Annotated in this window: 16 protein-coding genes and 2 tRNA genes; 14 read left to right on the top strand and 4 right to left on the bottom strand. The window is 48.4% G+C overall.

Annotation, left to right across the window (positions count from 1 at the left end; genetic code table 11):
• Positions 1-83 precede the first annotated feature (83 nt).
• Positions 84-896 carry a hypothetical protein gene (locus tag QOX44_RS08025; RefSeq protein WP_283682531.1) on the top strand — a complete coding sequence of 271 codons (813 nt, stop codon included), beginning with the start codon at positions 84-86 and terminating at the stop codon, positions 894-896.
• A 213-nt stretch (positions 897-1,109) separates the two neighbouring features.
• Positions 1,110-3,821: an ATP-dependent DNA helicase gene (locus QOX44_RS08030; RefSeq protein WP_283682532.1), complete on the top strand. Its 2,712-nt coding sequence runs from the start codon at positions 1,110-1,112 to the stop codon at positions 3,819-3,821.
• Between the two features lie 313 nt (positions 3,822-4,134).
• On the opposite strand, the gene QOX44_RS08035 is transcribed toward QOX44_RS08030, so the two are convergent.
• Positions 4,135-5,253 carry a PD-(D/E)XK nuclease family transposase gene (locus tag QOX44_RS08035; protein WP_283682533.1) on the bottom strand — a complete coding sequence of 373 codons (1,119 nt, stop codon included), beginning with the start codon at positions 5,251-5,253 and terminating at the stop codon, positions 4,135-4,137.
• A gap of 425 nt (positions 5,254-5,678) precedes the next feature.
• Between QOX44_RS08035 and QOX44_RS08040 the strand changes: the two genes are divergently transcribed.
• The 3 genes from QOX44_RS08040 to QOX44_RS08050 all read left to right on the top strand — a co-directional run bounded on the left by QOX44_RS08040 (position 5,679) and on the right by QOX44_RS08050 (position 13,467).
• Complete coding sequence (locus QOX44_RS08040) at positions 5,679-6,665, top strand: 2-hydroxyacid dehydrogenase (protein ID WP_283682534.1); 987 nt, start codon at positions 5,679-5,681, stop codon at positions 6,663-6,665.
• 254 nt (positions 6,666-6,919) lie between these two features.
• Positions 6,920-10,765, top strand: a complete 3,846-nt coding sequence (locus QOX44_RS08045) for a phosphoribosylformylglycinamidine synthase (protein ID WP_283682536.1) — start codon at positions 6,920-6,922, stop codon at positions 10,763-10,765.
• On the top strand, positions 10,765-13,467 hold the full coding sequence (locus QOX44_RS08050) for a CapA family protein (protein ID WP_283682652.1): 2,703 nt from the start codon (positions 10,765-10,767) through the stop codon (positions 13,465-13,467). Before QOX44_RS08045 ends, QOX44_RS08050 begins: the two co-directional genes overlap by 1 nt.
• A 70-nt stretch (positions 13,468-13,537) precedes the next feature.
• Here the strand turns inward: QOX44_RS08050 and ltrA are convergent, their stop codons facing one another.
• Together ltrA and QOX44_RS08060 are read right to left on the bottom strand one after the other, a co-directional pair.
• On the bottom strand, positions 13,538-14,929 hold the full coding sequence (gene ltrA / locus QOX44_RS08055) for a group II intron reverse transcriptase/maturase (RefSeq protein ID WP_283681000.1): 1,392 nt from the start codon (positions 14,927-14,929) through the stop codon (positions 13,538-13,540).
• A 46-nt stretch (positions 14,930-14,975) separates the two neighbouring features.
• Positions 14,976-15,116 carry a hypothetical protein gene (locus QOX44_RS08060; protein WP_283680641.1) on the bottom strand — a complete coding sequence of 47 codons (141 nt, stop codon included), beginning with the start codon at positions 15,114-15,116 and terminating at the stop codon, positions 14,976-14,978.
• A gap of 472 nt (positions 15,117-15,588) precedes the next feature.
• Here QOX44_RS08060 and QOX44_RS08065 point away from each other — a divergent pair, with 472 nt between their 5' ends.
• The 5 genes from QOX44_RS08065 to QOX44_RS08085 all read left to right on the top strand — a co-directional run bounded on the left by QOX44_RS08065 (position 15,589) and on the right by QOX44_RS08085 (position 18,407).
• On the top strand, positions 15,589-16,122 hold the full coding sequence (locus QOX44_RS08065) for a hypothetical protein (protein ID WP_283682537.1): 534 nt from the start codon (positions 15,589-15,591) through the stop codon (positions 16,120-16,122).
• Positions 16,123-16,548: 426 nt separating this feature from the next.
• Complete coding sequence (locus QOX44_RS08070) at positions 16,549-17,232, top strand: hypothetical protein (protein ID WP_283682538.1); 684 nt, start codon at positions 16,549-16,551, stop codon at positions 17,230-17,232.
• Positions 17,233-17,471: 239 nt separating this feature from the next.
• Positions 17,472-18,155 carry a phosphatase PAP2 family protein gene (locus tag QOX44_RS08075; protein ID WP_283682539.1) on the top strand — a complete coding sequence of 228 codons (684 nt, stop codon included), beginning with the start codon at positions 17,472-17,474 and terminating at the stop codon, positions 18,153-18,155.
• A 92-nt stretch (positions 18,156-18,247) separates the two neighbouring features.
• Positions 18,248-18,320: transfer RNA gene (locus tag QOX44_RS08080), tRNA-Val, on the top strand.
• 13 nt (positions 18,321-18,333) lie between these two features.
• Positions 18,334-18,407: transfer RNA gene (locus tag QOX44_RS08085), tRNA-Met, on the top strand.
• Between the two features lie 181 nt (positions 18,408-18,588).
• Here the strand turns inward: QOX44_RS08085 and QOX44_RS08090 are convergent.
• Positions 18,589-21,189 (bottom strand): cation-translocating P-type ATPase, encoded by a 2,601-nt coding sequence (locus QOX44_RS08090; protein WP_283682540.1) that lies wholly within the window; start codon positions 21,187-21,189, stop codon positions 18,589-18,591.
• Between the two features lie 360 nt (positions 21,190-21,549).
• Here QOX44_RS08090 and QOX44_RS08095 point away from each other — a divergent pair, with 360 nt between their 5' ends.
• The 4 genes from QOX44_RS08095 to QOX44_RS08110 are packed head-to-tail and all read left to right on the top strand — an operon-like array spanning position 21,550 to position 24,232.
• Complete coding sequence (locus tag QOX44_RS08095; RefSeq protein WP_283682541.1) at positions 21,550-21,999, top strand: RrF2 family transcriptional regulator; 450 nt, start codon at positions 21,550-21,552, stop codon at positions 21,997-21,999.
• 15 nt (positions 22,000-22,014) lie between these two features.
• Complete coding sequence (locus QOX44_RS08100) at positions 22,015-22,755, top strand: MBL fold metallo-hydrolase (protein WP_283682543.1); 741 nt, start codon at positions 22,015-22,017, stop codon at positions 22,753-22,755.
• 23 nt (positions 22,756-22,778) lie between these two features.
• Positions 22,779-23,165 (top strand): VOC family protein, encoded by a 387-nt coding sequence (locus QOX44_RS08105; RefSeq protein WP_283682544.1) that lies wholly within the window; start codon positions 22,779-22,781, stop codon positions 23,163-23,165.
• Positions 23,162-24,232 carry an asparaginase gene (locus tag QOX44_RS08110; protein WP_283682546.1) on the top strand — a complete coding sequence of 357 codons (1,071 nt, stop codon included), beginning with the start codon at positions 23,162-23,164 and terminating at the stop codon, positions 24,230-24,232. Before QOX44_RS08105 ends, QOX44_RS08110 begins: the two co-directional genes overlap by 4 nt.
• Positions 24,233-24,244: the final 12 nt, after the last annotated feature.

The raw sequence follows: 24,244 nt of genomic DNA on the forward strand, positions 1-24,244 counted from the left end.
ATGTAAAAAACATATTTGCCACAAGGACATCTCAAAAAAAACTGGTAACATGGAGACATCACCAGAAAGGAGTTGTTTGAAATATGAAAAAACGTGCAGTTACAATTTTACCACTCACTATGGCGCTGTGTGTATCAGCAGTATTTAGTTACCGTACGCCAAACGCTGCGGCAGAACAAATGTCGGCGAAAGCAATGACTAAGCCAGAGGCTGTGAAGGAGATCGATCATAGCACAGCCGCAGCTGTTTCGGATGTTGTATTCGAAGCAGATGCTTATGAAAGCTGCGAGGAGATTTCCGCGGAGCGGAGAACAAAGGCGGAAGAAAAGCGCCGGTCAGAGATTGCAGAGCAGTATTCTATTTATGAGCCATATGGTATGAGTTATAACCAGGAAAACGATCGCTTTTTTTACAATGGACAGATTGTAAGATACTTTAAAGATGAGATTAGTACGGAGAATACAAATTCATTTTTCTTTGAGGATGGTGTTGTGGATATAGAACCGATTAGAGATGCCAGTGGCGCCTTGACAGGTGTGAAGCAGTTATCGGACGCAGATTTTCAGATGAGGACCCAAAAGCAAGAAGCAATACGACAGGAACTCGAGGATGTCGGTGTTGCCGGAATCAGCGGCAGTTTTGAACAGGGGGATCTTAACAAACGAGATGATAGTCTGGAGGCTTATACTGCATTTGGTGTTTCCTATGACAAAAATTCTGATAATTGGCTGTATGATGGAAAGACAATTCATATCCTCTATGATGAAGGTTATAGCACCTATTGCGATAATGGTATAAGGGATGGGATCTGTCTGAAGGTAATTCGTGATCAGAAAAATAACATTGAAAAACTGGTAAAAACCGGAAAACAGGAATTAGAGCGATATGTCAACTGAATAAAGGGCAGTCGTATGAGGAGCAGCCATTATTTTAGCAGATAAGAGAGTTTTTCTTATGAAAAGGCGGGCACTGTGAAAGGAGAAATCTTTCATGATGCCTGTCTTTTTATAATGCAATATTGTAGTCAGGATTTCCTGTCCTGCGGTTGTGCGTGCATCCTGTCAGTGGTATCATAGAGTGCAAGAGACAGGATATGCAGGAGTGAAAAGATGCAGATTTCGGAAAATGAGAACAGGCCAAATGCCGGAAAAGAAGCAAACGAAGAGCAGGCAGATGCGGATAAAGGAGAACGTGTGAGCAGAGCAGCTGTTGATGAAACAGAGCGTAATGAAAATAATAAGCTGCACAGTACAGAGAAAGAAAAAATCAGAATATCTGTGCGGAATCTCGTAGAATTTATTCTGCGCTGCGGAGATATTGACAGCCGGAAAGGGGGATTCGGAGAAAAAGAAGCAATGCAGGAGGGGAGCCGCATCCATCGCAGGATACAAAGCCGGATGGGTGGAGACTACCGGGCAGAGGTGCCGCTGGCAATTGATGTAGAGGAAGAGGAATTTATTCTGACTGTGGATGGACGTGCAGATGGGATCTTTACAGGGACATCCATAGCAGACAGGAATTTCACAGAAGAATCACAATCAGATGAAGTATTTACAGAAGAAACAGTATCAGGCGGGTGTGCCTCTGGGGAGGCAGGTACGTCAGGGCAGGCGGGATGGTCTGACTTTATGGGATGGGAGAAGGAGGCGGAGCGTTCGGAAGAGCTCGTATTTATTGATGAGATCAAAAGCCTGTATCGTGATGTTATGCTTCTAAAGGAACCATATGCGCTTCATGCAGCGCAGGCAAAGTGCTATGCATGGATTTATGCAAAGCAGCACCGGCTGGCGCGGATCGGTGTGCAGATGACGTACTGTAATATTGAGACAGAGGAGATCCGGCGGTTTCGTCAGGAGTTTTCCTCAGAAACACTGGGCGCATGGTTTGGAGAGATCGTGGGAAAATATCAGAAATGGGCCAGACTCCAGCTGGAGTGGAAGAGGGTACGGCAGGCATCGATTGTCGGACTGCAGTTTCCTTATCCATGGCGGGCAGGACAGAAGGATGTGGCAGCCTCTGTATACCGGACGATGCTTCGGAAAAAAACGTTATTTATACAGGCTCCAACGGGGACGGGGAAAACCTTGTCTACTGTATTTCCGGCAGTCAAGGCAGTCGGCGAGGGACTGGCAGATCGTATATTCTATGCAACAGCAAAGACCGTGACAAGGACCGTTGCGGAGGATACGTATGCTATTTTACGCTGTCAGGGGCTTCGGATGAAGACGCTGACACTGACGGCCAAGGAGAAAATCTGTTTTATGGAGGAAACGCAGTGCAATCCAGATGCGTGCCCATATGCGAAGGGGCATTATGACCGTGTGAACGATGCAGTGTTTGATCTGATTTCGCACAGCGAGATTTTTGACCGTCCGGTTATTGAGGCGCAGGCAAGGAAGTGGCAGGTGTGCCCGTTTGAGTTTGGACTGGACGTATCGCTGTGGTCAGACGTAGTGATCTGCGACTATAATTACATTTTTGATCCGCGGGCGCGTCTGAAGCGTTTTTTTGCAGAAGGAGCAAAGGGAGCGTACCTGTTTTTGATTGATGAGGCGCATAACCTGGTCGAGCGTGCACGGGAGATGTTTTCTGCCAGCTTATATAAGGAAGATTTTCTTGAGCTCAGAAAGCAGGTCAAAGCATACAGTCCCAAGATGGCGCGGGCGCTCAACCGCTGTAATCAGTGGCTGTTAGAACGAAAGCGGGAAGAATGTCTGTCTGAGGAGGGACGGACAGAGCGATATGGAATATCGGAAAAGGTGCGTATATGGAACAGTATAGGGACATTCCCGATTTATCTTATGAATCTGTGCGGTATCATGGAGGAGTTTCTGGAGGATTCCAGAAATCAGGAACTAAATGACCAGGTCCTTTCCCTGTATTTTGAGGCGCGCCGCTTTCTTGATACGTGTGACCGTGTAAATGAAAATTATGTGATCTATACAGAGCTGTGTGGAGACGGAAGATTTTTGATCCGGCTGTACTGTATTGATGTTTCAGAAAATCTGCAGGAGTGCCTGAATAAGGGGAGAAGTACGATTTATTTTTCTGCGACCTTCCTCCCAATCACGTATTACAAAAGTCTGCTCAGTACAGAACAGGATAATTATGCGATTTATGCCCATTCTGTTTTTGACCCGACAAAGCGTCTGGTACTGGTAGGGACGGACACGAGCAGTCGGTATACGATGAGAAATACAGATGAATATCGCAAGATGGCAGAATATGTGCTGCAGATGATCCGGGCCAAAAGGGGAAATTATATGGTATTTTTTCCGTCCTATAAAATGATGGAGGACGTCGCGCAGCAGTTTGAGGATCTGTGTTTTGAACAGGATGAAGAAGTCGAGCTGCTCTGTCAGACCTCCGGTATGGATGAAGAACAAAGAGAGACATTTCTGACTCAGTTTGAACAGATACATGAGCATGGGCTGGCTGGTTTCTGCGTTATGGGCGGGATTTTCGGAGAAGGGATTGACCTGAAAGCAGACCGCCTGATCGGCGCAGTGATCGTGGGCACAGGATTGCCGCAGGTCTGCAACGAGAGGGAGATCCTGAAGAATTTTTATGATAAGCGCGGGGAAGATGGATTTTTCTATGCCTACCTCTGCCCTGGCATGAATAAGGTACTGCAGTCGGCAGGACGCGTCATTCGTACGGAGGAGGATGCGGGGGTGATCCTGCTTCTGGACGAGCGGTTTGCCACAGCACGATACAGAAGAATGTTTCCGGTGGAGTGGGAAGATACCCGGTACTGTACGCTGCGGACTGTGCGGGAAAAGACAGAGCAGTTTTGGCGGGCGATGGATACAGGAGGATAAAAAGAAAAACGCAAGGAGATGGGTTTGTGGATAATTTCGGATATTTGCAGAGTCAATGGATGTTTTTATAATGGAGCAGGACTACTGCGTTTCAGCACTGCATTTGGCCTGGATAAGGAAGAAGCGTTATATTGGTAGCTTTTATGGTATATATATTTGTTTTTTACTGCTTAAAAAGCAGATCATACAGTGGGACGATATTTTAGGAAAATATACGAGACGGGTACTCGGGAAAAGCCAGCACCGATGTTTGTGCTGGCTTTATCGTTAGAAAACTCATGTTTGGCAGGAGGTCGTAGTAGATCACATATCGTCATGTTTTTGTATTCGGTTCCTCTGCGCCTGCCAGCACCGCCTGCACTTCTTCAAGCGATATTCCGGTTTGCGCGGCAATCTGGGCAGCATCTTGAATAGAGTCAGACAGTAATAAAATCATTTTATGAATCTGGTGCTGTCGGCTGTTAAGTTGCTGTTGCTGTGTAACAAGCTGCTGCTTTTGTATGCTTATTTCTTCTTTTTGTACATTGATTTCGTCCTGCATCTCATCGATCATCAGCTGTACGGTATTCCGATCTAATTCAGCCAGTTCCTTCGAAAACATCTGCATCACCTCTTCTATATTGAGACATAGCCGGTATGCTTCCTCATACATTGGACGAAATTCGGGATATTCTTCGATCAGGTGAAGAATCATATCAGGATCATCAATACTGAGAAAGGTCAGCCATGCCTCCAGCCTGTTTTCTATCTTGTTATCTTTATTGTGCTGGTTTTTACGGAAGATGTCAAGAGGGATGAAGAGATATTGTTGCAAAAGATCCAGTTTTAGACCGGTGTCAGAGCGTTGCCGGAAGTAATGGCGGTAGTGATTCGGGAAGGTATGAAATTCTGCCGGACTTCGTTCAAATAAAACGATAGTGTAGACTTCCTTGATGTCTTTGTAGCTAAATGAGAGATTTTTTTGTTTGGCTCTGCTGCGGACACGTTTGTATTGGCGCAGAAGCAGATCAGCCGAATAGCAGGCGCTGCGCGCGCCGGGAAATTTGTATCCGATTTTCTGGACTTCGAGATTGACGATCGAGCCGTTGCCAAGTTGTACCACAATATCCATGATTAACAGTGAGCTCTCATCTGCAATACGGGTAGAATCAGGTGGCAACGCCTCCAGGATCTTAACTGGTATGCCAAGCAGAAGGGTGAGAAATTCTTCCAGACGCTCAGGGACATACTCGGGGTTCAGGATTTCCTTGAAAAAAGAGTCATAAAGAAATCGGATGCCGCGCACGCCGGTGCAAAAATCAAGAAATTCGTTTTGTTGTTCTTCGTTCCAGTTGTAGAAAATGCGCTGCAGTTTTTCGCTTTTTTTAATTTCCATCTGTACCTCGATACGGTCGCGGATGATGGGAAAGGCTTCTTTTAACGTAGTGGTCATTTGTACCTCCATATGTTTCTTTATATTATATCTTATACTGATTTAAAATGAAACATAACAATTATAAATATTTTAAGCAGGAGAAAGTTGTCACAATATATATAAGAAAATCTGTGTTCAGATGTAATAGCAAGGAAAAGGTATCAAAAAAACTTACCGCATTTTAGAGAAGAGTGCAGGAGATTATCAGAGAGCGATTGAGATTGCCCAAATGAGATTAAAGTAGTTTGATAGTTGAATGAATAACGTTAATACGGTTATAGAAGAAAATATGTGTGAAAAATTTGTTAGCGATTATTGAACAGTAACACATATATGTCTGCTGATTTCCCCTTGATTTTTAAAAATCTCTTTGCTAAACTGGATACCGGAACCCGTAAAAGGCAATATAAAGGGAAACCGGCAATAGGAAAGGAGCTTTTATTATGCGTATTACATTTTTTGCAGCAAAGAGCTATGACATGGATTCTTTTAATAAAATCAAGGATCAGTATCCTGAACTGGAGCTGGAGTACTGGGAGACAGAGCTTTCGCCAAAGACAGCGTCTTATGTAAAGGACAGTGAGGCGGTTTGTGCGTTTGTAAGCTCTGATGTCAGCGCAAAGACGCTGAAAGTACTTCATGAAAAGGGTGTAAAGCTGGTACTGATGCGTTGTGCCGGATTTAATAATGTAGATATTGATGCAGCAACGGAATATGGGATCAAGGTGATGAGAGTACCGGGGTATTCACCGGAGGCAGTAGCGGAGCATGCGATGGCGCTTGCAATGGCGGCGAACCGTCACCTGCATAAAGCATATATCAGAGTCCGCGAAAACAACTTCAGTCTGCAGGGGCTGACAGGGCTGAATTTTTATGAGAAAACAGCCGGGATCATCGGTACAGGAAAGATCGGTGCAGCGATGGCACGCATCTGCCGCGGCTTCGGTATGAAGGTGATCGGCTACGATATGTACAAAAATCCAGATCTCGATTTTGTAGAGTATGTGGAGCTGGACGAGCTGCTTGGGCGAAGTGATCTGATTTCTCTGCACTGCCCTTTGATGGACAGCACACATCATCTGATCAATATTGAGACGATCAACAAGATGAAAGACGGCGTGGTACTCGTCAATACCTCCCGCGGCGGTCTCGTAAAGACGGACGACCTGATCGCAGGTATCCGCGAGCATAAATTCTCAGGCGTCGGTCTTGACGTATATGAGGAGGAGACACAGAATGTCTATGAAAACCGTGAGGACGATATTCTGATGCATTCCACAACGGCACGTCTTTTGTCATTCCCGAATGTCATCGTGACTTCTCACCAGGCATTTCTGACAGAGGAGGCGCTTGGCGCGATCAGCCAGGTGACGATGGACAATGCAATGGCATTTCTGAAGGGAGAAAAGTCCGGCACAGAGCTGAACTGAGTAAATGAGAAAAAGCGGGTGTTACAAAAACCGGATCCTGATGCAGGAGATCCGGTTTTGTGACGCCTTTTTTTGTGCCCTCTGGCAAATAATCGTTTCTCGAATCTTGTCAGATAACCACGCATATGATAAACTTTATACAGGATTATGTCCAAAAATCTTATACCGCGTTGTTGTCTTATGACACCGACGTGACACTGTTTTTAGTGCTATGAGCAACATATTATAAATCAGGCAGAAGCAGGAGGGCTTTCATGAGCAAGGTAAGAAGAGTTTATGTAGAAAAGAAAGACGATTTTGCAGTAGCAGCGAAGGGGCTGGCACATGAGGTGAGAAGTTATCTTGGTGTGCAGGGTCTGGAAAAGATTCGCGTTCTGATTCGCTATGATGTGGAAAATGTTTCAGACAGCGTATTTGAGGATGCGTGCCGTATGGTATTTTCTGAGCCGCCGGTAGACAATCTGTATGAGGAAGAATTCCCTCTGGCAGAAAATGAGCGTGCGTTTGCAGTAGAGTTCCTTCCGGGGCAGTTTGACCAGAGAGCTGATTCTGCCGTACAGTGTGTGAAGTTTTTAAAAGAGGACGAGGAACCGATCATCCATTCTGCGACTGTTTATGTCGTAGCCGGCAACGTGTCAGATGAAGAATTTGAGGCAGTAAAGGCACACTGCATCAATCCGGTCGATTCCCGGGAGGCGGGATTTGATAAACCGGAGACGCTGGTGACAGAGTTTGATGAGCCGGCAGATGTGATCACGTTTGACGGTTTTTCCGGGATGCAGGAGGATGAGCTTAAGGAACTGTATGCTTCCTTGAACCTTGCCATGACATTTAAGGATTTTCTGCATATTCAGAATTATTTTAAGACAGAAGAAAAACGTGACCCGTCTATGACGGAGATCCGTGTGCTGGATACCTACTGGTCGGATCACTGCCGTCATACGACGTTCTCGACAGAGCTTAAGGATGTAACATTTGAGGACGGATATTACCGTGCGCCGATCGAAGGCACATATCAGCAGTACCTTGCTGACCGTGAGGAGATCTTTAAAGGGCGTGACGATAAGTTTGTCTGTCTGATGGATCTTGCCCTGATGGCGATGCGCAAGCTGAAAAAAGAAGGTAAGCTTGATGATCAGGAAGAATCAGATGAGATCAACGCATGCAGTATCGTAGTGCCGGTAGAGATTGACGGAAAGACAGAGGAGTGGCTTGTAAACTTCAAGAATGAGACGCACAATCATCCGACAGAGATCGAGCCGTTCGGAGGCGCTGCTACGTGTCTTGGCGGAGCGATCCGTGACCCGCTTTCCGGCCGTACATACGTATATCAGGCGATGCGTGTGACAGGAGCTGCTGATCCGACTGCTTCTGTAAAGGATACATTAAAGGGTAAGCTGCCGCAGAAGAAGCTCGTGCGTGAGGCTGCACACGGCTACAGCTCTTATGGAAACCAGATCGGTCTGGCAACAGGCTATGTAAAGGAAATCTATCATCCGGATTATGTGGCAAAACGTATGGAGATCGGTGCGGTGATGGGTGCTGCTCCGAGAAGCGCCGTGATCCGTGAGAATTCTGACCCGGGCGATATCATTATTTTGCTTGGCGGACGGACAGGACGCGACGGTATCGGAGGGGCGACAGGTTCTTCCAAGGTACATACAGAGGCTTCTATTGAGGTCTGCGGTGCAGAGGTACAGAAAGGAAATGCGCCGACAGAGCGCAAGATCCAGAGACTGTTCCGCCGTCCGGAGGTCAGCAGTCTGATCAAGAAGTGCAACGACTTCGGTGCAGGCGGTGTTTCGGTAGCGATCGGCGAGCTCGCGCCGGGACTTCGGATCAATCTTGACCGGGTACCGAAAAAATATGCGGGTCTTGACGGAACGGAGATCGCGATCTCCGAGTCTCAGGAGCGTATGGCAGTTGTCGTAGATCCGAAGGATGTAAAAGAATTTATGGGATATGCGGCACAGGAGAACCTCGAGGCGATCGAGGTCGCAGTTGTGACAGAGGAGCCGCGCCTTGTACTGACATGGAGAGAGAAGGAGATCGTTAATATCTCCAGAGCCTTCCTTGATACGAATGGCGCGCATCAGGAGACGGCTGTTACGGTGGAGATGCCGTCCGAGACAGATAAATATTTTGTGAGAAATGAGATTGCTGATGTAAAAGCAAAATGGCTGGAGACGCTTGCTGACTTAAACTGCTGCTCTCAGAAGGGTCTGGTCGAGATGTTTGACGGATCGATCGGAGCAGGCTCCGTATTTATGCCGTACGGAGGTCAGTACCAGCTTACCGAGACGCAGGCGATGGTGGCAAAGCTTCCGGTGCTTGACGGTAAGACGGATACTGTGACGATGATGAGCTATGGCTTTGATCCGTATCTGTCCAGCTGGAGCCCGTACCACGGAGCTGTTTATGCGGTGCTGGAGTCTGTGGCAAGGATCGTTGCGAACGGCGGTGATTACAGCAAGATCCGTTTTACGTTCCAGGAGTATTTCCGCCGGATGACAGAAGATCCGAAGAGATGGAGTCAGCCGTTTGCAGCTCTGCTCGGCGCATATTCGGCTCAGCTTGGCTTTGGCCTGCCGTCGATCGGAGGAAAGGACAGTATGTCCGGTTCATTTAATGAGATTGATGTACCGCCGACACTCGTTTCCTTTGCGGTAGACGTGGCAAGTGACAAGACGATCATCACGCCGGAGCTCAAGAAAGCAGGCAGCAAGCTTGTGCTTTTGAAGATTGAAAAGGATGCGTATGATCTTCCGGTTTACAGCCAGATCATGGAGCAGTATGCGAAGTTCCATGAGGATATCAAGGCAGGAAATATTATTTCTGCATACGCCCTTGATGGCAAGGGCCTGGCAGCAGCTGTTTCTAAGATGGCATTTGGAAACGGCAAGGGTGTAAAGATCGAGCACAATGTAGACGAGAGAGATCTCTTTACAGCAGGCTTCGGTAATATTGTGGCAGAGGTACCGGACGGAGCAGTTGGAAAGCTTGGCATCACATATACGGTGATCGGTGAAGTCACAGATGCATTTGCTTTTGAATATAAGGATATGAAGATCAGCATCGACGAGGCGCTGGATGCATGGAAGGGTACGCTGGAGCGCGTATTTAAGACAGTCTCTGGCATCCCGACGGTAGGCGGCGGACTTGATATGGACGGCAATCCTGCAGATGGCGCGACCGCTTATATCTTCACAGAAAAGGATGCGGATGATGACGGGGCTGCAGTGCGTGAGAATGGTCTTTACAAAACGTCAGATATCTATGTCTGCAAGAATAAGACAGCGAAGCCGCGTGTATTTATTCCGGTATTCCCGGGCACAAACTGTGAGTACGACAGCAAGAAGGCGTTTGAGCGCGCAGGTGCAGAGGTTGACGTAAAGGTATTCCGCAATTTAAGCGCGCAGGATATCCGCGAATCAGTAGATGAATTTGAGAAGTCTATCGCACAGGCGCAGATCATTATGTTCCCGGGCGGTTTTTCAGCAGGCGATGAGCCGGATGGCTCTGCAAAATTCTTTGCGACTGCATTCCAGAATGCAAAGCTTAAAGAAGCGGTTATGAAGCTGTTAAATGAGCGTGACGGACTGGCTCTTGGTATCTGCAATGGTTTCCAGGCGCTTATTAAGCTCGGTCTTGTACCACATGGGGAGATCGTGGGGCAGACACCGGATTCTCCGACTCTGACATACAATACGATCGGACGCCATATTTCAAAAATGGTTTATACGAAGGTTGTAAGCAACAAATCCCCGTGGCTTTCCGGCGCACAGCTTGGCGGCGTGTATACAAATCCGGCGTCACACGGTGAGGGACGTTTCGTAGCAAACAAAGAATGGCTGCAGAAGCTTTTTACAAACGGACAGATCGCAACACAGTACTGTGATGTGAACGGCAATGTGGATGTCAGTGATGAAGAGTGGAATGTCAATGGCTCTTATTTCGCGATCGAAGGAATTACAAGCCCGGACGGACGCGTGCTTGGTAAGATGGCACACTCCGAGCGTCGCGGTGATTCCGTAGCTATTAATATTTACGGAGAGCAGGATCTGAGGATCTTTGAGTCGGGAGTGGCATACTTTAAGTGATGAAAAAGAGGATACGGACAGACGGGGTAGAGGAATTATTTGAAATCGTAAAAGCGATTCAAAATGGTGAGGAACCGGATGAAGCGGTTCAGAAAAAGCGCGACGAACGGGCGGAGATCGCCCGTCAGGAAGCGCTGCGGCAGGAGGAAGCTGCCCGTCAGGAAAAGAAGCGCAGGGAAGAAGAGGCGCTTTTGAAAAAGCAGCGGCGGGAAGAAGCTGCCCACCAAAGGCGCAGACGCGCAGAAGAAAATCAGGAAGAAGATTTTTCAGATGAGGACGCGGACGCTTTGCCAGAGGGGGTTGGCGCACGGTTTCGTAAACGGCTGCAGTCTTTGAAGGAGAGATGGCAGGCGAACACAGAGCAGGAAGAGACCGGCCGTCTGGACGAAGGCTTTGAGGATTTTGAAGACACATCAGAAAGCCTGGATGAAACGCATACACCGGAAGGAAAGATCCATGATATGTCTGCGCACGTATCGAAGCGGGCAGCTGCAGCTGCCCGTGAAAGACATGCGTCTGAGAAAGAAGAAACGGAAGAAGAGACAGGAGAAGCAGCGGCAGAAGAAACAGAGGATGCGCAGGTCTTTGACCGTCTGCTCGAGAGAGAGCCTCAGGCGGAGCATGAAGAAGAAGTAGACACATCGGAGGATCAGGAGCACAAGGGCTGGATCCTGGAAGAGGATATGATGGCTGCCGTAGCGGCTGACCGGCGCTCACAGCCGCCAGAGGATCAGGCAGAAACAACAGATGGGGATGCAGCAGAATCAAAAGCGGCAGAGCCGGAGCTTTCAACGGACAGGCAGACCGGGAAAAGAGAGCGTTTGCGTCTTTCGGCAAACAGCGTGCGCGACTATATAAAAGACAGGAAAGAAAATCTTGCGCAGCGGGGAATTCAAAAGAAGGAACTGGCCATGATCGGGATTGGTCTTTTTCTGGCTGTACTGATCATAGTTTTGATCGTAAATGCAGTTACTTCTTCTATAGAGCGCAGGAAAAAAATGGAGCATGTGACAGCGCAAAAAGGGCTGACTGTATTGGTGGAGCAGGAGCCGCAGAAGTGGTGCAGTTCTTATCCGGTGAAGCTTCAGGTACGGGTAAAAGGAAAACAGCCGTCTCATGTAGAGGTGAGCGGAAAAAGCTACAAGCTGGATCAAGACGGCATGGTCGTAGTGGAAGCAGAGGACTACCTGCTTGACCTGACGGTACAGGCTGAGAAGGAGACGCTTACCGCGCAGATCGAAATACCAAAGATCGATGCGCAGGATCCTGCAGTGAGCGTGGCGAGAAAGGACAACACCATTACTGTGACAGCTGCGGATAACCGTTCTGAGATCTCTAAAATATGGTATGCGGCTGTGAAAAAAGGAGATTATATCCAGATGCCGCTGTATCACCAGTACCGCGAGCCTCTGACCTTTGAGGCAGATACAAGATATTACTTTTATGCACAGGACAAAGCAGGGAATACCAGCGCTCCGGTGGTGACAACGATGGAAACTGCACAGAGTATCGCGTTTGTACAGGAAGAGCTCTCCCTCTTCCCTGGTGATACGGCATATCTGGAGCTGCAGGCGGAACCGGAAGGTGCGCTTTTAAACAATCTGAAGTATAAGAGTGCAAATCCGGAGATTGTTTCTGTGGACAATACAGGGGCAGTAAAAGCGCTTGGCGAGGGGACGACCATGATCCACGTAAGTGCAGATGGCGTAGAGGAAATATCCTGCCCGGTTACGGTCAGCAGTGAGAGGAGTGTCACGATCAGTGCGGTGGGAGACTGTACGCTCGGAAGTGATGCCTCCTTTAATACAAACACAAATTTTGACGCGTTTGCCGCGGTCAATGATCTTTCCTACTTTTTCGCCAATGTAAAAGAAGTGCTGGAAAATGACGATGCGACATTTGCTAATTTTGAGGGGACGCTGACAACGGCAGATACAAGGGAGACGAAGCAGTACGCCTTTAAGGGTGATCCGTCTTATACGGAAATACTGACAGGAGGTTCTGTAGATGTCGTGACTCTGGCAAATAATCACAGCAGCGATTACGGAGAGCAGAGTCATACGGATACGAAACAGTATCTCAGCGCGGCGGGGATTGATTACTGTACCGGTGATGAGATTGCAGTGAAAGATGTAAATGGCATCAGGACAGCCTTTATCGGTATTTATGTACTGGATGAAGGGATTGCAAAGGAGACTCAGGTTCGGGAGACGATCGCCGCGGCAAAGGCGCAGGGTGCCCAGTTAGTGATCGTGGCATTCCACTGGGGCAGTGAGAAGGCAGAACAGCCGGATGAGACGCAGGTATCATTGGCGCATACGGCGATTGATGAAGGCGCAGACCTTGTGATCGGGCATCATCCGCATGTCCTTCAGGGGATCGAGAAATACAATGGAAAATATATTGCGTACAGCCTTGGCAATTTCTGTTTTGGAGGGAACAGTACTCCTTCCGATATGGACACTATTATCTTCAGACAGACCTTCTCTGTGACAAAGGAGGGTGTGCAGCCGGATGCTCAGACAGAGATCATCCCGTGTTCCATCTCTTCTGTGGAGGGCTACAATAACTATCAGCCGACCCCGGCACAGGGAGCGGAAGCAGACCGTATTATGGAAAAGCTAAACAGCCGCAGCAGTGCATACGGGCAGAGCTTTGAAGCCTCGACAGGGCTTGATGAAGCACAAAAGCCGGGTGTATAATCGAGTAGGAGGCGGTGATTAGCCGCCGTCCTCTCACACCACCGTGCGTACCGTTCGGTACACGGCGGTTTCAATAGTTGATGTGCAGAGACTGATAGGCTGTGGCTAAATCATAGAAGCCCCAGTTTATCAGTCTTTCTTTTGTTAATGCTCTTTTGACCACACCCGTGTTAGACATCCTCCAGTAGGATTTTCTGCTGTATGCTCCTTCGCATGCTGCCCACTCTGATAACCCCAGTCCTATCAGCTTTCTCCTCCTGGTCTTTGGCAGTTTCCACTGTTTCCAGATACACATCCGTATCCGGCGGTACAGCCATCCGTTCACGCTTTCGATATTGTTCTTCATATCCGCTATCCCATAATAGTTTAGCCATCCTCTCATGTAGACTTTTACCTTTTCCATAGTTCGGACGACACTTCCGCACTTGCTCCGGGAAGTGAGCCTGCGCAGTTCATCCTTGGCTTTCTCCCATGACTTTCCATGGACTCGGATATAGATTCCTTTTCCGTTCTTCCCAAAACAGAAGCCAAGGAACTTAAAATTTCGGATTGCGAATACACTGACTGTCCGGCTCTTTTCCCGGTTCACTCTCAGTTTCAACGTTTCCTCCAGATATTTCGTGCTGGATTCCAGCAGTCGCTCTGCGGCCCGTTCGCTTTTCGCCAGCAGTACGATATCGTCTGCGTAGCGGATGCATGGCACACCCCGCCTGTGAAACTCCCAGTCGAATTCATTCAGATACACGTTTGCTAAGAGTGGAGATAGATTTCCTCCTTGCGGGGAGCCTTCCTCCGTCTCTGTTACAACACCGTTTTCCATCACTCCGCTCTTCAGATATCGCTTTACCATCTGTACCACTCTTTCATCTTTTACCTGTTTCCTCAACTGGTTCAGCAGTATCGTATGGTTCAGCGTATCAAAGTATCTCGACAGGTCGAGGACGACTGCCCTCGTATATCCCTGCTCGATGTACTCTTTTATCCTCCTGACAGCGTCTTTTGCCCCTCGACCCGGACGATAGCCATAACTGTCCTTCGAGAACAGAGGTTCATAGATTGGCATCAGCTGCTGTGCCATGGCCTGTTGGATGATGCGGTCTATGACAGTAGGGATTCCTAGCTTTCTTGTCCCTCCATCCGGCTTCGGGATCTCCACTCTCCTGACTGGGGAAGGGCTATATTTCCCCTTCCTGATTCTTTCTACCAGTTCGTGATTATTCTCCCTCAACCATGGTAACGCCGCTTCAATAGTCATCCCATCAACTCCTGGCGCTCCCTTGTTCGCCTTCACTCTTTTGTAAGCTCTGTTCAGGTTATCCTTATTCAGTATCTTACTTAGGATATCTGGCTCTGCACTGTCCCTTTCCTTCCATATCCGGTTGAATGAGCGGTGCGCTCTCACATACCCTTTGCGTTCCGCGCTATCTCTTTGTGAGCAGCTTTCTCTGTTTTCTGTACCCATTCTGCCCATTCCTCCTTTCCCAGTCGTACGAAAGACTCCTATTGATTCAGCCCTTCGCTGAAAAAAAATCAACTACTATGGCCTCTGCTGACTTCTGTACGTTCAGCGTTACCTTCCGATAACGGTTACTCTTTTCAGAGCGTTCCGTACAGACCTCCCTGGGTACCACACGTTTCTTTCCCTCCATCCATCTGCCGCATTTACTGCACATGATTCCGTGTAGTTATCGGGCTTCATCTTGTCTTGCAGACTTACCCTCATGTACAGCCTTATATGCGATTTCTGTCCGTCAGACCAGAGGTTTGCCCGTGGGTTAGTAAGTTTCCCACATCTGGCTTCCTTCAGATTCCATCTCACGATGGACACCCTTGCCTTCGGCTATATCCTTCCCACTACCGGGCGAATTCGGGACTTGCACCCGTTAGAAACGTGCGCCGCCAGGCGCACAAGCAAAAAAAGGTGCGACATTATGTTGCATCTTTTTTTATATCCGCTATTTTCAAGGGGCACAAATAATGCCATATTATAAAAAATAAGTATGACACTAATTGTTTCAATATGTTGAAAAAAGTATATAACAATACTATAATGAAAATGCAAAGGCCAGTATCTGGCGATTTATCTTTTCTGATTTTTCATTATAAGAGGGGGCAATCTATATGTCATATCAAAGCAGGTCATTAAAAAAAGTCTATTATCATATCGTAAAAGGAAGCCGCTATATTCTTGCAGATGAGAGGAACAAGAAAAAATTGCTGGATATTGTCCTTGGCATTTATAAAGAAAATGACTGGGAAGTGTGTGCGTTTTGCGTCACGGACGATGGCATGTATTTTGTGACAGAAGCCAGGGAGCAGGATGCAGTACGCCATGAGACGAAAAGAGCAATAGATGAGTTTTTCATTAAATGCAAAGAGCATATTCCGCAGCTGCGGGGGATCGCCCCATTTTTATCAGCAGTCAGCCTGAAGGAGCTTGACTCTATGGAAGCAGTAGCAAAATACTGCAGAGAGATCCATCAGCTTCCGGTAAAAGCAGGATATGTCAACAGGATCGAGGATTACTGGTGGAGCAGCTACCAGACATATGCAGGAACATATGACTGGAATGCAGTAGACTGCCGGCTGTTTCTGCACTTTTTTTCTCTGAACCCAGAGACAGCAAGACAAAAACTTCTGTATTTCCATCAATGAGCGTTAGAAATCCTGTTCTTTTACCGCTTACTATATATAACGTATTACCGGGGAAAATGTGAGCCGGACAGCGGTTTTTATAAGTATTTCTAAAGCATATCTTTTTAATCTTTTGATTAAAATCCTTTTATATTAGTTAGAGAGGATTATAGAGGAGTTTCAATCCAAAAGCAGGAAGGCAGCGTAATTGGTGTCAGATTGGTGTCAAAGCAGGATAAAATGTCGATTTCAAATCAGAAGACGCGTCAAAAATCCCTATTTATAGGGTATTTCTATACTTACTAAAGTAAATCATATCTTTTTCTTAATAAAATCTAAATATCATGACAAGTGAAAGGAAACATGTTAGAATGCAGTCAAAAGAAAGTTGAAAGGTTAAAGAGCTGTCCAAAGGAATTTTGGCGATTGTATAAGGGGAGGATTACTATGAAAAAGAGAAGTCTGATGCTTGCAGCGACTGCAATTGCAGCTGCGATTATGTTGACGGCATGTTCTTCGGGAGAGGATAAAAAGTCAGATACAGGGAACACTTCGGCAGGAACGCAGAAACCGGCACAATCTGAGCAGGTGCAGAAGGATACGACGGGAGAAAAAGCTGATACAGATCAGCTGCCGTCACAGGGAGAGATATCTGGAACCCCTGTGGGAGAGGACAGCACAGCTGCGCAGACGGATGCGCAGAGTACAGGAGGGACTTCTGATCAGGCGTCACAGTCCGGGGCACAGTCTGAGATGGAGCCGCAGTCTGAGACACAGGCAGAGTCAGAGAATATTCCGCTGATCGATCCGGGAGAGGGACCGGAGGCTTCAGGAGGTACAGCTGACACCGGAGCAGAGGCATCCGGGGATCTTTGGAGCGGCACATATTCAAGTGAAACAGAGACGCTGACTATCACGTATCTGGATGAAGAGTCTGTCTCATTTTCTTTTAAGCAGTCCGGGATTTCCGGGACGGCGGCTCTGTCAGGGACGCAGGCCGTATATAAAGGAGATGACTATCACGATGTAGTCTTTGGCCTGAACGGTGATACGATCACGGTGGCTGTGTCAAGTGAGGAGGATTACGATTCTTCGGAGTCACCACTGATCGGTACGTATACGAAGGAATAAGGGAAGCAGAACGGGCGTATAAGTATACCGGAGATGCGAAGCAGGCGCTGCAGATTTTCATTGCGGCCTGGCAGAAAAGGTGATATGATTAGACCCGTTGCGATCAAGAATGAAAAGAGGAACCGTTCGACCATACGCCCGGATCAGCCGCTGCGCAGTCTATATTGCACATATGCGGTTAAAATCTCGCTTATGGCAGAACTTTGTAACAGAAAATATACTGAATGGGGAGAGACAGTATGAGCATTGAACGTATAAAAGGCTGGTGCAAAAGGCACCCGTATGGCATGGCTTTGTGTTATCTGGCATTTTACATGGTTACTTTTCAGTGGCTGGAGGCGAATGTAGAGCCGAAATATATCATACACAGCAAGCTGGATGAGTTTATTCCGTTTTGCGAGGTATTTATTATTCCATATGTGTTCTGGTTTCCTTATGTGGCAGGCGCATTCCTGTGGTTTAAAAAACGTGGCTGGCAGGATTATTCCAGATTGTGCGCAATGATTTTTTCCGGGCTTACGATCTGTCTTATCATTTATTATATTTTTCCGACGGGTCTGAACTTAAGACTGGCGGCTGATACGCATGAGACAGGGTTCCTCTATAATATGGTAGGAATGCTCCGGGCGATTGATACACCGACGAATGTCTGTCCGTCCATCCACGTGATGAACACGGTGATGATTTTTCAGGCGATCTGCAGTCTGGATCATCTGAAATACAGGAAGGCAACCATTGCTGTTCACTTTGTGATCATGGTATTGATCTGTGCATCTACCGTACTGCTGGATCAGCATTCGATCATTGATGTGATCTGCGGGATTATGATGAGCTTTGTGATCCACGGTCTGATCTATAAGGTGGAGTGGAAGGAAGAACTGGCGCGTTTTAAAGCAAATGCAGAGATCAGAAAAATTTCATGAAAAGATGGCAAAAAAAAATAAAATTAGTGCTTGACATTTTATAGGAAATCATATTATAATAGCAAAGCGAGCTGAGGACAGCTCGCAAGCATGGGGTCTTAGCTCAGCTGGGAGAGCATCTGCCTTACAAGCAGAGGGTCATAGGTTCGAGCCCTATAGGCCCCATACAATTGAATATGGCGGAATAGCTCAGTTGGCTAGAGCATACGGTTCATACCCGTAGTGTCGAGAGTTCGAATCTCCCTTCCGCTATGACTTAAAAGTATCCGGAAGCCTTTATTTATACGGCTTCCGGGTTTTTTGCGTTTTGAGAAAATTTCGAATCTAATCAAAAAGTTAATCATCTATTATCTATAAAAAACTCCCTTCCAGATAACAGGCGTTTTGCCTGTCTGTCTGAAAGGGAGTTTATCAGTTCCTGACTGTATCAGTATCAGCGGTGCTCGCGGATGACCTTTACTGCCTGGATGATGATTGTCGGGATTGCTGCCAGTGCCAGTACACAGCCGTACAGCGCCATAGAAAGCGATGTGACGGAAAACAGGTGCTGGAGTACTGGTACGAACAGTACAAGGTTTAAAAGGACGATACCGATGGCAAATGCGCCGAGGCTGTACCAGTTTCCGGAGAATCCAATCCGGAAGATGGAGTGTGTGCTGCGGCAGTTAAAGCCATGGAACAGTCTTGCGGCAGTCAGTGTGGCAAAGGCCATTGTGCTTGCCATTCCGGCTCCACCGGCATTCAGGCCGATATAGAAGGCTGCCATGGTGGAGACTGCGATCAGGCCGCCCTGTACAAGGAGACGGAGAAGGAAATCTTTTGTCAGGATTTCTTCCTTTGGATCACGCGGCTTCTGTGAAAGCAGATCGCGCTCTGCAGGCTCCATACCGATCGCGATCGCCGGGAGCGAATCCGTCAGCAGGTTGATAAACAGCAGGTGGACGGGAGCGAATGGTACAGGGAGTGCCATCAGTGAGGTATACAGCACTGCGAGGATTCCGGCCATATTGCCCGAGAGCAGGAACTGGATCGCATTGCGGATGTTCCGATATACATTTCTTCCGTTTGCCACTGCCTTGATGATGGTGGCGAAGTTGTCATCCATAAGAATCATGGATGCGGCGTCCTTGGAGACTTCAGTTCCTGTGATGCCCATTGCAACGCCGATATCTGCCTTTTTCAGTGCCGGAGCATCGTTGACTCCGTCTCCTGTCATGGATACGACATTTCCTTTCCGCTGCCATGCATCCACGATACGGATTTTATTTTCCGGTGAAACACGGGCGTAAACAGAGATTTTTTCGATATTCTGATCGAGCTCCTCATCTGTCATTGCATCGAGCTCGCTTCCTGTAACGGACATGTCGCCGTCATGGAAAATACCGATCTGTTTTGCGATCGCAGTGGCTGTGATCTTGTGGTCGCCAGTGATCATTACCGGACGGATGCCTGCGCGGATGGCATCTGCGACGGCTGCCGCGGATTCTTCTCTTGGCGGGTCCATCATGGAGATCAGACCGGTAAAGATATAATCTGTCTCATCTTCGAGCGTGAGGACATCGGCTTCATCTGTTTCCTTGTATGCAAATGCAAGCACACGCAGGCCATTTTCTGAGAAACGCAGGTTGGTATCGAGGATTTCTTTCTTATCCTGTTCGGTCAGAGGCCGGATCCCCTCAGAGGTACGGATACGGCTTGTCCGGTCAAGCAGGATGTCAAGCGCGCCCTTCGTCAGGATGGTCGGTACGCCGTGGAGACGATACTTTGTAGTCATCAGCTTCCGGTCGGAATCAAATGGGATTTCTTCCAGTCTCGGCATAAGATCGCGGATCGCTTCATCCTGCAGATCAATGTCACGCGCCATTTTCACGAGGGAGAACTCGGTCGGATCTCCGATTCCCTTTCCGTCTACGATAGTAGAGTCGTTTGTCAGGATCGCATTATAGAGCAGGTAGCGATGGAGCTGGTTGCGGATATCCAGATCTTCCTTGCGGATGATTTTTCCATCAATATAAATATTCTGTACGGTCATTTTGTTCTGTGTCAGGGTTCCTGTTTTGTCAGAGCAGATAACAGATACGCAGCCAAGGCTCTCTACTGCTTTGAGATCCTTGATCACTGCCTGCTCGTTGGCCATCTTCTGTGTGCCCATGGCCTGTACGATCGTGACGATGGAGCTGAGTGCTTCCGGGATTGCAGCCACGGCTAATGCTACGGCAAACATCAGAGAGTCCAGAAGCGGCATTTTGCGGTACAGACCGAGTGCAAAGACAACGGCGCAGATTGCCATGATAATGACGGCAAGGCGGCTGCTGAAGCGGTCGAGACTGATCTGGAGCGGCGTCTTTTTTTCTTTTGTCGCATTCATAAGGGCAGCGATCTTTCCGATCTCCGTATCCATTCCCGTACCGGTAACGGCTACTGTCGCGCGTCCGTATGTGACAAGGCTGCTTGAGAATACCATATTTGTCCGGTCTGCAAGCGGCACCTCCTCTGTGATGAGGCGGTCTGTTTTTTCTACATTGGTAGATTCGCCGGTCAGGGCGCTTTCGTTTACCTGAAGGGAAAAGTTTTCGAGGATGCGTCCGTCAGCGACTACGAGATCGCCGGCTTCAAGAAGCAGAATATCGCCGGGTACGACGCTTTTAGAGGGGATCTCCAGCTTCTGTCCGCCGCGCAGGACCTTTGCGCTTGGGGAAGACAGTGATTTCAGGCTTTCCAGCGATTTTTCTGCCTTTTTATGCTGGACAGTTCCCAGGATCGCATTGAGGATAATAACGGCGATGATAACGACCGTACTTTCCACATTTCCAGAGAACATGGAAATAATGGCTGCAGCGATCAGAATAATGACGAGAAGGTCTGCAAACTGTGAAAAAAAGACCTGCAGGGTACTTTTCTTCTTGCCTTCGAGAAGTGCATTTTCTCCTTTTTCGTGGAGAAGCTCTTCGGCCTGCTGCGGTGAAAGTCCCTGAGCGGCAGTGCCCAGTGCGGACAGAACCTCTTCGTTTGTCTGCTGATACCAGTTTTTCATAAGCATTCACTCCTTGTTTTGTTGTATCGTGTTTGTTTTGTCTGCGGCCGGGCCAAACAAAAAAGACTTTTAATGTATTTATTTAGAGAATTTCCCGATTCCGTAAACAAATACATTAAAAGTCTTGTAACCAGTCTCCTGGTATGTATCACCAGACCAGAGGCCGCGATTGTTGATGATACATTTCAACTACTCCCTTTTAACGGAATAGCACATAGTATACGTTTCTTCCGGGAGGATGTCAATAGTAAATATGCCAAATTTGACTGCCGGTATGTGGCGGAGGCAAGGAGACAAAACCTATTGAAAATATAGGGATTGTAACGTATAATAGCGTCAGTATAAGAGGGAGGAATTGTGGTGAAGGTATCTACAAAAGGAAGGTATGCACTGCGCATGATGCTGGATCTGGCGACAAACCAGACGGGAGAGCCGGTCCGGCTGCGGGATGTGGCGCGCAGGCAGAAAATATCAGAGAAATACCTCGAGCAGATCGCTGCAATACTGAATAAAGCAGGCTTTGTGCGCAGTGTCCGCGGCCCGCAGGGCGGGTATCTGCTCCAGAAAGTACCGGAGGCTTATACGGTAGGGATGATCCTGCGGCTGACAGAAGGCAGCCTCGCGCCGGTGGGCTGTGTCGGGGAGGATCCGGCTGGTTTTTGCGCAGGAGAATGCCAGATGGCGCGCGCCTGTGTGACAAGGAGGCTGTGGAAGCAGCTAAATGATGCGATCAATGGTGTTGTGGATCGGGTGACGTTAGCTGATCTGCTGGCGTGGCAGGCAGAGGCGGCGGACGATTATGTGATCTGACGAGGAGGTGACAGGATGAAGGTGACGTATCTGAACCACAGTGGTTTTTTGCTTGAGTGGGAGGACTGTTTCTGGATTTTTGATTATTATCGCGGAGCGCTTCCGCAGCTTTCGCCCCAGAAGCCTGTGTTTGTTTTTTGCAGTCACAGCCATGGGGATCATTTCAATCCGGAGATTTTCCGGCTTCTCGCAGGCCATCCGTCGGTGCGGTATGTATTTTCCAATGAGATCAGGAAAAAGCTCCGCAAAATGGAGATTTTGCAGGAAGAGGATATACGGTTCCTTACTGTGCGCACGGATGCGCAGCTTTTTGACGCAGCAGGAAATGCGATCCGGATCCATACGCTGCAGTCTACAGACTGCGGCTGTGCGTTTGTGCTGGAGTACACAGGACGGACGGTATATCATGCAGGAGACCTGCACTGGTGGACGTGGCCGGGTGAGCCGGAGCCGGAGAACCGGAAGATGGAGGCAGACTATAAAAAGGAAATGGAATATCTGGATGGAAAGACGGTAGATCTTGCTTTTACGCCTCTGGATCCGAGGCAGGAGGAAGACTATGCAAAAGGGATGTGCTATTTCCTTTCTCGTGCACAGGTGCATCATGTGTTCCCGATGCATTTCTGGGATGATTTTTCTGTGATGGAGCGCTTTGAGAAGGAGTACGTGCGGTCGGATGCACGGATATGGGCGGAGGATGTATGTTTTCATCCGATCCGCCGGGACGGACAGACATGGCAGATAACATTTGAATAAAACAGCAGGAGGATGAAGAAGAGATGACATTTAAAATGATCCATGAAAATTATAATGTACTTGACCTGGAGAAATCCATGCATTTTTATGAGCAGGCGCTTGGCCTGAAGGAGATACGCAGAAAGGAAGCGTCAGACGGATCCTTTGTGATCGTCTATATGGGAGATGGCAAGAGCGGATTTGAGCTTGAGCTGACCTGGCTTGCCGGACGCACAGAGCCGTACAGCCTTGGCGATGAGGAGTTCCACCTTGCATTTGAGACGGAGGATTTTGAAAAAGCGCACCAGCTGCACAGTGAGATGGGCTGCATCTGCTTTGAAAATACGCAGATGGGTATTTATTTTATCCAGGATCCTGATGGCTACTGGCTGGAGATTGTCCCGGCGCATAAGGAAGGGACGCAGGAATGAACCGCATTCTGATGATCAGTACGGGAGGCACGCTGGCCTCCTCGCACAGTGATAACGGACTGTCGCCGGGGCTGCACGGCAGCGATATCCTTGACCGGATCGCGGGACTGACCACGGGCTTTGTGGTGGAGGAGAAGGAGCTGTTTATGATGGACAGCTCCAACATGCAGCCGGAGGAGTGGGCGCAGCTTGCGCAGTGTATTTATGAGTGCAGGATGGATTACGATGGGATCGTGGTGATCCACGGGACCGATACGCTGGCTTATACGGCGAGCGCGCTCTCGTTTGCATTGCAGCATATCGAGATCCCGGTCGTGCTGACCGGCAGTCAGGTTTCCATCGAAAATCCGATCGCTGATGCGACCGAAAATTGCCGGGCTGCGCTTCATATGGCAGCGAGTGGATGTCCGGGCGTGTATGTGGCATTCAATCGGAAGATTATTTTGGGCACGAGGGCGAGCAAGGTCCGCACACGCAGCTTTGACGCATTTGAGAGCATTGACCATCCCTATGTGGCAAAAATCAACAGCAGTGGTCTGGTGGTGAATCCGGCTGCACTGTATCCGCCGCGTAAGGATGGGGCGACCCGGGACACTGCTCCTGGCGCAGACACACAGGGCGTGCAGCTGTGCCGGAAATCCTCGTGTATTCTGAAAAACCGTTTTTCGGCAGATGTGTTTTTGCTGAAGCTGTTTCCCGGGATCTCTCCGGATATTTTTGAGCAGCTTGCAAAGATGGGAGTGCGGGGCATCTATATAGAAGCGTTTGGGATCGGCGGTCTGCCGTTTGAAAGAAGAAACCTGTCTGCAGCGATCCGCAGGGCCGTAGAAGCGGGGATGGTCGTGGCTGTGGGAAGCCAGTGTCTGTATGAGGGCAGTGATTTTACTGTCTATGAGGTCGGCAGACAGGTGCTTGGATGCGGTGTGATCGAGACAGGAAATATGACTTCTGAAGCTGCGGTTACAAAACTGATGTGGGCACTCGGACAGTATGAGGATCGGGAGCAGGTATGTGAGATCATGAGGACGAACCTGCTTGGCGAGCTGGAGTGCGAAGGCGGGCTGTAAGAGGCAGGAGAG

It is taken from the genome of Parablautia sp. Marseille-Q6255 (assembly GCF_951230155.1).
GTDB lineage: Bacteria > Bacillota > Clostridia > Lachnospirales > Lachnospiraceae > Choladousia.

Excerpts from the sequence above, each read along its gene's own strand:
- QOX44_RS08025 (WP_283682531.1), top strand. The coding sequence starts at position 84 with ATGAAAAAACGTGCAGTTACAATTTTACCACTCACTATGGCGCTGTGT.
- QOX44_RS08030 (WP_283682532.1), top strand. The coding sequence starts at position 1,110 with ATGCAGATTTCGGAAAATGAGAACAGGCCAAATGCCGGAAAAGAAGCA.
- QOX44_RS08035 (WP_283682533.1), bottom strand. The coding sequence starts at position 5,253 with ATGACCACTACGTTAAAAGAAGCCTTTCCCATCATCCGCGACCGTATC.
- QOX44_RS08040 (WP_283682534.1), top strand. The coding sequence starts at position 5,679 with ATGCGTATTACATTTTTTGCAGCAAAGAGCTATGACATGGATTCTTTT.
- QOX44_RS08045 (WP_283682536.1), top strand. The coding sequence starts at position 6,920 with ATGAGCAAGGTAAGAAGAGTTTATGTAGAAAAGAAAGACGATTTTGCA.
- QOX44_RS08050 (WP_283682652.1), top strand. The coding sequence starts at position 10,765 with ATGAAAAAGAGGATACGGACAGACGGGGTAGAGGAATTATTTGAAATC.
- ltrA (WP_283681000.1), bottom strand. The coding sequence starts at position 14,929 with ATGGGTACAGAAAACAGAGAAAGCTGCTCACAAAGAGATAGCGCGGAA.
- QOX44_RS08060 (WP_283680641.1), bottom strand. The coding sequence starts at position 15,116 with ATGGAGGGAAAGAAACGTGTGGTACCCAGGGAGGTCTGTACGGAACGC.
- QOX44_RS08065 (WP_283682537.1), top strand. The coding sequence starts at position 15,589 with ATGTCATATCAAAGCAGGTCATTAAAAAAAGTCTATTATCATATCGTA.
- QOX44_RS08070 (WP_283682538.1), top strand. The coding sequence starts at position 16,549 with ATGAAAAAGAGAAGTCTGATGCTTGCAGCGACTGCAATTGCAGCTGCG.
- QOX44_RS08075 (WP_283682539.1), top strand. The coding sequence starts at position 17,472 with ATGAGCATTGAACGTATAAAAGGCTGGTGCAAAAGGCACCCGTATGGC.
- QOX44_RS08090 (WP_283682540.1), bottom strand. The coding sequence starts at position 21,189 with ATGAAAAACTGGTATCAGCAGACAAACGAAGAGGTTCTGTCCGCACTG.
- QOX44_RS08100 (WP_283682543.1), top strand. The coding sequence starts at position 22,015 with ATGAAGGTGACGTATCTGAACCACAGTGGTTTTTTGCTTGAGTGGGAG.
- QOX44_RS08105 (WP_283682544.1), top strand. The coding sequence starts at position 22,779 with ATGACATTTAAAATGATCCATGAAAATTATAATGTACTTGACCTGGAG.
- QOX44_RS08110 (WP_283682546.1), top strand. The coding sequence starts at position 23,162 with ATGAACCGCATTCTGATGATCAGTACGGGAGGCACGCTGGCCTCCTCG.